The sequence below is a fragment of the bacterium genome, from assembly GCA_021372775.1.
In the GTDB taxonomy this organism is placed as follows: domain Bacteria; phylum Acidobacteriota; class Polarisedimenticolia; order J045; family J045; genus JAJFTU01.
Genome location: JAJFTU010000138.1, coordinates 1 through 7,209 on the forward strand (window position 1 = coordinate 1; position 7,209 = coordinate 7,209).

The 7,209-nt window shown below is 70.3% G+C and carries 6 protein-coding genes; 3 read left to right on the forward strand and 3 right to left on the reverse strand.

Features of this window, described 5'->3' with window-relative positions; translation table 11 throughout:
• Both LLG88_04535 and LLG88_04540 read right to left on the reverse strand, forming a co-directional pair.
• Positions 1-794: potassium channel family protein (locus LLG88_04535; protein ID MCE5246174.1), on the reverse strand; the 794-nt coding region annotated here is incomplete at its 3' end.
• Positions 794-1,489, reverse strand: coding sequence for an SOS response-associated peptidase (locus tag LLG88_04540; protein MCE5246175.1), 696 nt, complete (start codon positions 1,487-1,489; stop codon positions 794-796). The genes LLG88_04540 and LLG88_04535, both read right to left, overlap by 1 nt.
• A gap of 52 nt (positions 1,490-1,541) precedes the next feature.
• Here LLG88_04540 and LLG88_04545 point away from each other — a divergent pair, with 52 nt between their 5' ends.
• The 3 genes from LLG88_04545 (at position 1,542) to LLG88_04555 (ending at position 6,555) form a co-directional block, all read left to right on the forward strand.
• Entirely contained in the window at positions 1,542-1,838 is a 297-nt protein-coding gene (locus LLG88_04545) for a hypothetical protein (GenBank protein MCE5246176.1), read from the forward strand.
• 140 nt (positions 1,839-1,978) lie between these two features.
• Entirely contained in the window at positions 1,979-5,539 is a 3,561-nt protein-coding gene (nifJ, locus tag LLG88_04550; GenBank protein MCE5246177.1) for a pyruvate:ferredoxin (flavodoxin) oxidoreductase, read from the forward strand.
• A gap of 26 nt (positions 5,540-5,565) precedes the next feature.
• On the forward strand, positions 5,566-6,555 hold the full coding sequence (locus LLG88_04555; protein MCE5246178.1) for a dihydroorotate dehydrogenase-like protein: 990 nt from the start codon (positions 5,566-5,568) through the stop codon (positions 6,553-6,555).
• A gap of 78 nt (positions 6,556-6,633) precedes the next feature.
• Here LLG88_04555 and LLG88_04560 read toward each other — a convergent pair.
• Positions 6,634-7,209 (reverse strand): hypothetical protein (locus tag LLG88_04560; GenBank protein ID MCE5246179.1); only part of this gene is annotated, 576 nt, incomplete at its 5' end.

Consider the following 7,209-nt stretch of genomic DNA (forward strand, 5'->3'; position numbering starts at 1 on the left):
ACCTCCTCCACGTTGACCTCCAGCTCGCGCGCGAAGAGGTCCTCCATGAAGTCGCTGAGCTGCGGGCGCAGGACGATGTGGGCCATCATCTGGCCGCCCCGCTCGTAGGGGTTGAGCACCCGCTGCGCGCCGGCGGCGATCATCTTCGAGGCGCTGCGCGTCTCGCTGCAGCGGCTGAGGATGTAGAGGTCCTGCCGCAGCGAGCGCGCGGTCAGGATGGCGAAGATGTTCGCCGCGTCGTTGCCGAGCACGGCGATCAGCGCGCGCGCCCGGTCGATCCCCGCCCGGCGCAGCACGTCCTCGTCGGTCGCGTCGCCGACGATCACCGGGACGCCGTCGTCCTCCTCTTCCGGCTGCTCGAGGGAAATCGCGACGTACGGAAGCCCCTGCCCGCGGAGCGTGCGGACGATCGACTGCCCGACGCGGCCGTAGCCGCAAACGATCACGTGGTCCTGCATGCGGTTCACCCGGGCGGCGACGCGGCGCCGCCAGAAGACGCGTCCGTTCACGACCCCCTCGGCGATCTTGCCCGAGACGTAGACCAGCGTGCCGACGCCGCCGAGGATCAGGGCCATCGCGACGATCTTCCCGGCGGGGGTCAGCGGGTGGACCTCCTCGTAGCCGACGGTCGAGATGGTGATGACCGTCATGAAGACGGCGTCGAGCGTGGTCCACGTTTCGCCGCCGGCGAGCTTGAAGCCGATCGTGCCGAGGAAGAACAGCGCGACGAGCGTCCAGAGGCCGAGCCGGATCTGCGGCCAGAAGAGGGAGGCGCGGGGGGACGGAAGGCGCATCAGTCGAAGAGTCCCGGCGCCGGCGGCGGCGCCGGCTCGAGGCACTCCGGACCGTCGCGGCGCGCGTCGTTGACGTGCGGGGCGAGGGGACGCGCGGTCATCCGCGCGGCGGGGAAGGGGCGGAGGAGCCGCGCCGGCGGCGCCGGGTCGTCGGAGGCCGGGTCGAGCCAGGCCGCGAACGAGCCTTCGTCGAGGATCGCCGGCATCCGGTCGTGGATCTTCGCCACCAGCTCGTTCGGCGCCGTCGTCAGGATCGCGGTGGTCTCCCGCGGCGCCCCGCCGTCGGGCGGGGTCCAGCTCTCCCAGAGGGCGGCGAAGGCGAACGGCGCGCCGTCGGCGAGGGCGAAGAGGAACGGCTTTCTTCCGGGGCGCGCCCACTCGTAAAATCCGTCCGCCGGGACGAGGCAGCGCCGGCGGCGGAACGCCTCGCGGAAGGCGGGCTTGTCGGCGGCGGTCTCGGCGCGGGCGTTGATCAGCTTGGCCGCGGCGCGGTCGTCCACCGCCCAGCGGGGGACGAGCCCCCACGACGGCGCGAACGTCTCGGACGACGCGCCCGGCGGGGTGGCGGCGCGGACGGCGAGGATCCGCTGGAGCGGCGCGATGTTCCAACGCGGCGCCGCCCCCGCGGGGAGCGCGAGGGCGAAGAGACGGGCGAGGGCCCGTCCTGGATCGGCGAGAACGAAGCGGCCGCACATGGCGGCGCCGATTATCGGCGCTGTGCGAGTATCTTGGAAACCCGGAGGCGACATGGAAGAGAGATTGAAGTCCGCCTACGAACTGGCGATGGAGCGTTTGAAGGCGAAGGAAGGGGGCGGGGACGAGGCGCAGTTGAGCGCCGAGCAGCGGGAGCGGATCTCCGCCCTGCGCGCCGACTTCAAGACCCGCCGGGACGAGCTCCTCTTCCTGCACAAGACGGCGACGGCCAAGGCGGCCGAGGCGCAGGACGAAGGGCGTCTCCGCAATCTGGAAGCGGACCACGAGCGCGAGATGGCGAAGCTCGCGGACGAGGAAGAGAAGGCGGTCCGCGCCGTTCGCGGCGAGTGACCACTCTGGTTGCGCCCTAAGCGCGGGGCCGGGACGGTTTGACTTCGCGCGAGGGGCGCCCGTACGATGCCGTTTTCCGCTGACCAGAGTCGAGCGAGACCGGCCGACCTGTCCGCAAACGCCAGCCAAAGGAGGCTTTAATGGAGCGGGAAGTCAAGACGATCGACGGCAACGAAGCCGCGGCGAGCGTCGCCCACCGCGTCAACGAAGTCATCGCCATCTACCCGATCACCCCCTCCTCGCCGATGGGCGAGTTTTCCGACGCCTGGTCCAGCGACGGGCGGAAGAACATCTGGGGCACCGTCCCCAGCGTCTACGAAATGCAGAGCGAAGGGGGCGCCGCGGGCGCCGTCCACGGCGCGCTGCAGTCGGGCGCCCTGACGACGACCTTCACCTCGTCGCAGGGCCTGCTGCTGATGATCCCCAACATGTTCAAGATCGCCGGCGAGCTGACGCCGACGGTCTTCCACGTCGCGGCCCGCGCCCTCGCCGCGCACGCCCTCTCGATCTTCGGCGACCACGCCGACGTGATGGCGGCGCGCCCCGCGGGCTGGGCGATGCTCTGCGCCTCGTCGGTGCAGGAGACGCACGACTTCGCGGCGATCGCCACCGCGGCGACGCTCGAGGCGCGCGTGCCGTTCATCCACTTCTTCGACGGCTTCCGCACGTCGCACGAGGTGATGAAGATCAACTGCCTCGGCGACGACGACCTGCGGGCGCTGATCGACGAGAAGGCGGTGGCGGCCCACCGCGCCCGCGGCCTCTCGCCGGAGAACCCGGTCATCCGCGGCACGGCGCAGAACCCCGACGTCTACTTCCAGGGGCGCGAGGCGGCCAATCCCTACTACGCCGCGACGCCGGAGACGGTGCAGCGGGTCATGGACCGCTTCGCCGCGGTCGTCGGGCGGCGCTACAAGCTGTTCGACTACGTCGGCGCCGCCGACGCCGAGCGGGTGCTGGTCGTGATGGGCTCCGGCGCCGAGACGGCGGAGGAGTCGGTCGAGGATCTCTCGGCGAAGGGGGAGAAGGTCGGCGTGGTGAAGGTGCGGCTGTTCCGGCCGTTCTCCGCCGCCGGGCTGATCGCCGCCCTGCCGAAGTCCGTGAAGAAGATCGCCGTGCTCGACCGCTGCAAGGAACCGGGCGGGGCCGGCGAGCCGCTCTACCTCGACGTCGTCGGCGTTCTCGCCCAGGCCGCGATGCGCGGCGGGCTGCCGTTCGCGCTGCCGAACGTCGTCGGCGGCCGCTACGGCCTGTCGTCGAAGGAGTTCACCCCGGCGATGGTCAAGGCGGTCCTCGACGAGCTGAAGAAGGACCGGCCGAAGAACAACTTCACCGTCGGGATCGTGGACGACGTGACGCACCTCTCGCTCGACGACGATCCGTCGTACACGCTGCCGGCGCAGGGCGTCTTCCACGCGCTCTTCTTCGGGCTCGGCAGCGACGGCACGGTCGGGGCCAACAAGAACACGATCAAGATCATCGGCGAGGAGACGGAGAACTTCGCCCAGGGGTACTTCGTCTACGACTCCAAGAAGTCCGGCTCGATCACCGTCAGCCACCTCCGCTTCGGCATGAAGCCGATCCGCTCCGCCTACCTGCTGGACAAGGCGCAGTTCGTCGGCTGCCACCACTGGTCGTTCCTCGAGCGGTACGACGTGCTGGAGAAGGCCGTGCCCGGCGGCGTCTTCCTGCTCAACAGCCCGTACCCGGCCGAGGAGGTCTGGGACCGGCTGCCGCGCCTGCACCAGGAGCGGATCATCGCCAAGAAGCTGAAGGTCTTCGTGATCGACGCCTTCGAGGTGGCGAAGAACGCCGGCATGGGCGGGCGGGTCAACACGATCATGCAGACCTGCTTCTTCGCCATCTCCGGCGTGCTGCCGAAGGACGAGGCGATCGAGCAGATCAAGAAGTCGATCAAGAAGACCTACGGGGCGAAGGGGGACGCGATCGTCGCCCAGAACTTCCGCGCCGTGGACGTCACGCTCGAGCACCTGCACGAGCTCAAGGTCCCGGACCGCGCGACGAGCACGATCGAGCAGCCGCCGGTCGTCCCGGACGACGCGCCGGAGTTCGTGAAGAAGGTCACGGCGGCGATCATCAAGGGCGAAGGGGACGCGCTGCCGGTCTCGGCGCTGCCGGCCGACGGCACCTTCCCGGCCGACACCGCGCGCTACGAGAAGCGGAACATCGCGCTGGAGATCCCGGTCTGGGATCCCGAGACCTGCATCCAGTGCAACAAGTGCTCGCTGGTCTGCCCGCACGCCGCGATTCGCGCCAAGGTCTACCCGCCGGAGGCGCTCGCCGCCGCGCCGGCGACGTTCAAGTCGGTCAACTACAAGGCGAAGGACTTCCCGGGGGCGAAGTTCACGATCCAGGTCGCGCCCGAGGACTGCACCGGCTGCGGCCTCTGCGTCCACTTCTGCCCGGCCAAGAACAAGCAGGAGCCGAAGCTCCGCGCGATCAACATGGCCCCGCAGCTCCCGCTGCGCGCGACGGAGAAGCCCTGCTTCGAGTTCTTCCTCGGGCTGCCCGACCCGGACCGCACGGCGGTGCGGATCGACACCGTCAAGGGCTCGCAGTTCCTGCAGCCGCTGTTCGAGTTCAGCGGCGCCTGCGCCGGCTGCGGCGAGACGCCGTACGTCAAGCTCCTCAGCCAGTTGTTCGGCGATCGGGCGATGGTCGCCAACGCGACCGGCTGCTCGTCGATCTACGGCGGCAACCTGCCGACGACGCCGTGGGCGCGGAACAAGGAAGGGCGCGGCCCGGCCTGGGCCAACTCGCTCTTCGAGGACAACGCCGAGTTCGGCCTCGGCTTCCGCCTGACGGTGGACCAGCTCGAGAAGCAGGCCAAGGAACTGGTCCGCGCGCTCGCGCCGCGCCTCCCCGAGACGCTCGTCTCCGGGCTGCTCGACGCGCCGCAGAAGACCGAGGCCGAGCTGCGCGCCCAGCGGGAGCGGGTCGCCGAGCTGCGGGGGCTGCTCGCGGGGATGAAGGAGCCCGAGGCGGCGCGCCTCGCCGGCGTCAGCGACGCGCTCTGCCGCCGGAGCGTCTGGATCGTCGGCGGCGACGGCTGGGCCTACGACATCGGCTACGGCGGGCTGGACCACGTCCTCGCCTCCGGGCGGGACGTCAACGTCCTCGTCCTCGACACCGAGGTCTACTCCAACACCGGCGGCCAGATGTCGAAGTCCACGCCGATGGGCGCGGTGGCCAAGTTCGCCGCCGCCGGCCGCCCGCGGCCGAAGAAGGACCTCGGCCTGATGGCGATGGCCTACGGCGACGTCTACGTCGCGCAGGTTGCGATGGGCGCCGACGACCCGCAGACGGTCAAGGCGTTCGTCGAGGCCGAGGCCCATCCGGGCCCGTCCCTGATCATCGCCTACTCCCACTGCATCGCGCACGGCATCAACATGCGCACCGGCACCGACAACCAAAAGGCCGCCGTGGCGTCCGGCCACTGGCTGCTCTACCGCTTCGATCCCGCCCGCGCCGAGAAGGGCGAGGCGCCGCTCTCGATCGACTCCCGGCCGGCCTCGATCCCCCTCGCCGACTACACCGGCATGGAGGCGCGCTACAAGATGCTGATGAAGGCGCAGCCGGAGCGGGCCAAGGAGCTGCTGGCCGAGGCCCAGCGGAACGTCGCCGCCAAGCGCGCGTACTACGAACAGCTTGCCGCGAAGGCCGCCGGACCGTCTATTTGAGCCTGACCCGACGGAGGGAAGCGACGATGGACTTGACCACGACGTACATGGGGCTGCGGCTGAAGAGTCCGCTCGTCCCGTCGGCCTCGCCGTTGTCGCGCGAGGTGCCGCAGGTCCGGCTGCTCGAGGACGCCGGCGCCGGGGCGATCGTCCTTCACTCGCTGTTCGAGGAACAGCTCGAGTTCGAGACCAAGGAACTCGACCACTTCATGGAGTACGGCGCCGAGAGCTACGCGGAGGCGGTGTCGTACTTCCCCGACCCCGGCGACTTCCACCGCGGGCCCGAGGAATACCTCGAGCACGTCCGGCGCACCAAGGAAGCGGTCGAGATGCCGGTGATCGCCAGCCTCAACGCCGCTTCCCCCGGCGGATGGACGGAGTACGCCAAGAAGATCGAGCAGGCCGGGGCCGACGGGCTCGAGCTGAACATCTACTTCCTGCCGACCGAATGCGGGCGTTCCGCCGCCGAGGTCGAGCGGGTCTACGAGGACGTCGTCGGCGAGGTGCGGAAGGAGGTCAAGATTCCGCTCGCCGTGAAGATGCACCCCTACCACACGTCGGTGCCGGAGATGGCGCGGCGGCTGGCGGCGGCGGGGGCGAACGGCCTCGCGCTCTTCAACCGCTTCTACCAGCCGGACCTCGATCCGGAGAACCTCGAGGTCCAGCCGAACATCCAGCTCTCGACGCCGTACGAGGCGCGGCTGGCGATGCGCTGGATCGCGATCCTCTACAAGCAGGTGGACGCCGACCTCGCCGCGACGGGCGGGGTCCACTCCGGGCGGGACGCCGTGAAGATGCTGATGTGCGGCGCCAACGTCGTGCACGTCTGCTCGGCGCTGCTGAAGTACGGGGCCGAGCACCTGCGCCGGATCGAGGAAGAGCTCGCGGCCTGGATGGACCGGAACGAGTACGAGAGCGTCTCCAAGCTGGTCGGCGTGATGAGCCAGCGGAAGTGCCCGGATCCGAACGCCTTCGAGCGCGCGAACTACATCAAGACCCTGCAAAGCTACGTCTGAGCGGGGTTTCTCCCCGGATTCGAAACCGCCGCCGACCCTCGGGCCGGCGGCGGTTTTCTTTGGCGCGGCGCCGCGCGGTCAGGGCGCGGACGGCTCGATGATCAACGCGTGCCGCTCGGCTTCGGCGGCCTTGAGGTGGAACGCGCGGAGCGTCGGCCACTGCGCGGCCGGGAAGCGCGAGCCTTCGACGCTGAGCGTGCGCTTGATCGTCAGTTGGCCGGGCGCGGTGAGGCTGGCGTTGAACTCGAACTTCCCGCTCGGGCCGGCCGTCTCCATGCGCGGCGGGAAGAGGGTGGTGTATCCCTCGGGAAGGGCGACCGTCACGACGTCGGTGCGGATGCGCGGAGCGCCGAGATCGACGTCGGTCTCGCGCTTGTCGGCGGCCCAGTCGGAGCGGTCGATCGCGGCGAGCGGCGAGGGGGGAAGGAGGAGCCGCTTGCCGTCCACGAGGGCGTACCCCTCGGCGCGCCAGCGGACGACGACCTTCAGCTTCGGCGCGGCGTCGTCGAGCGCCGGAACGTCGGCCCCGAGAACGAGGGCGCTCGGCGCCCCCGCCTCGCGGAGCTCGTCCTGCATGAGCTGGAGTTGCTGCCGCTCGCTGCGCGCGCGCAGCGTGGCGCGGCGGGCCGCCGCGGCCTCGCCGGTGAACGTCCA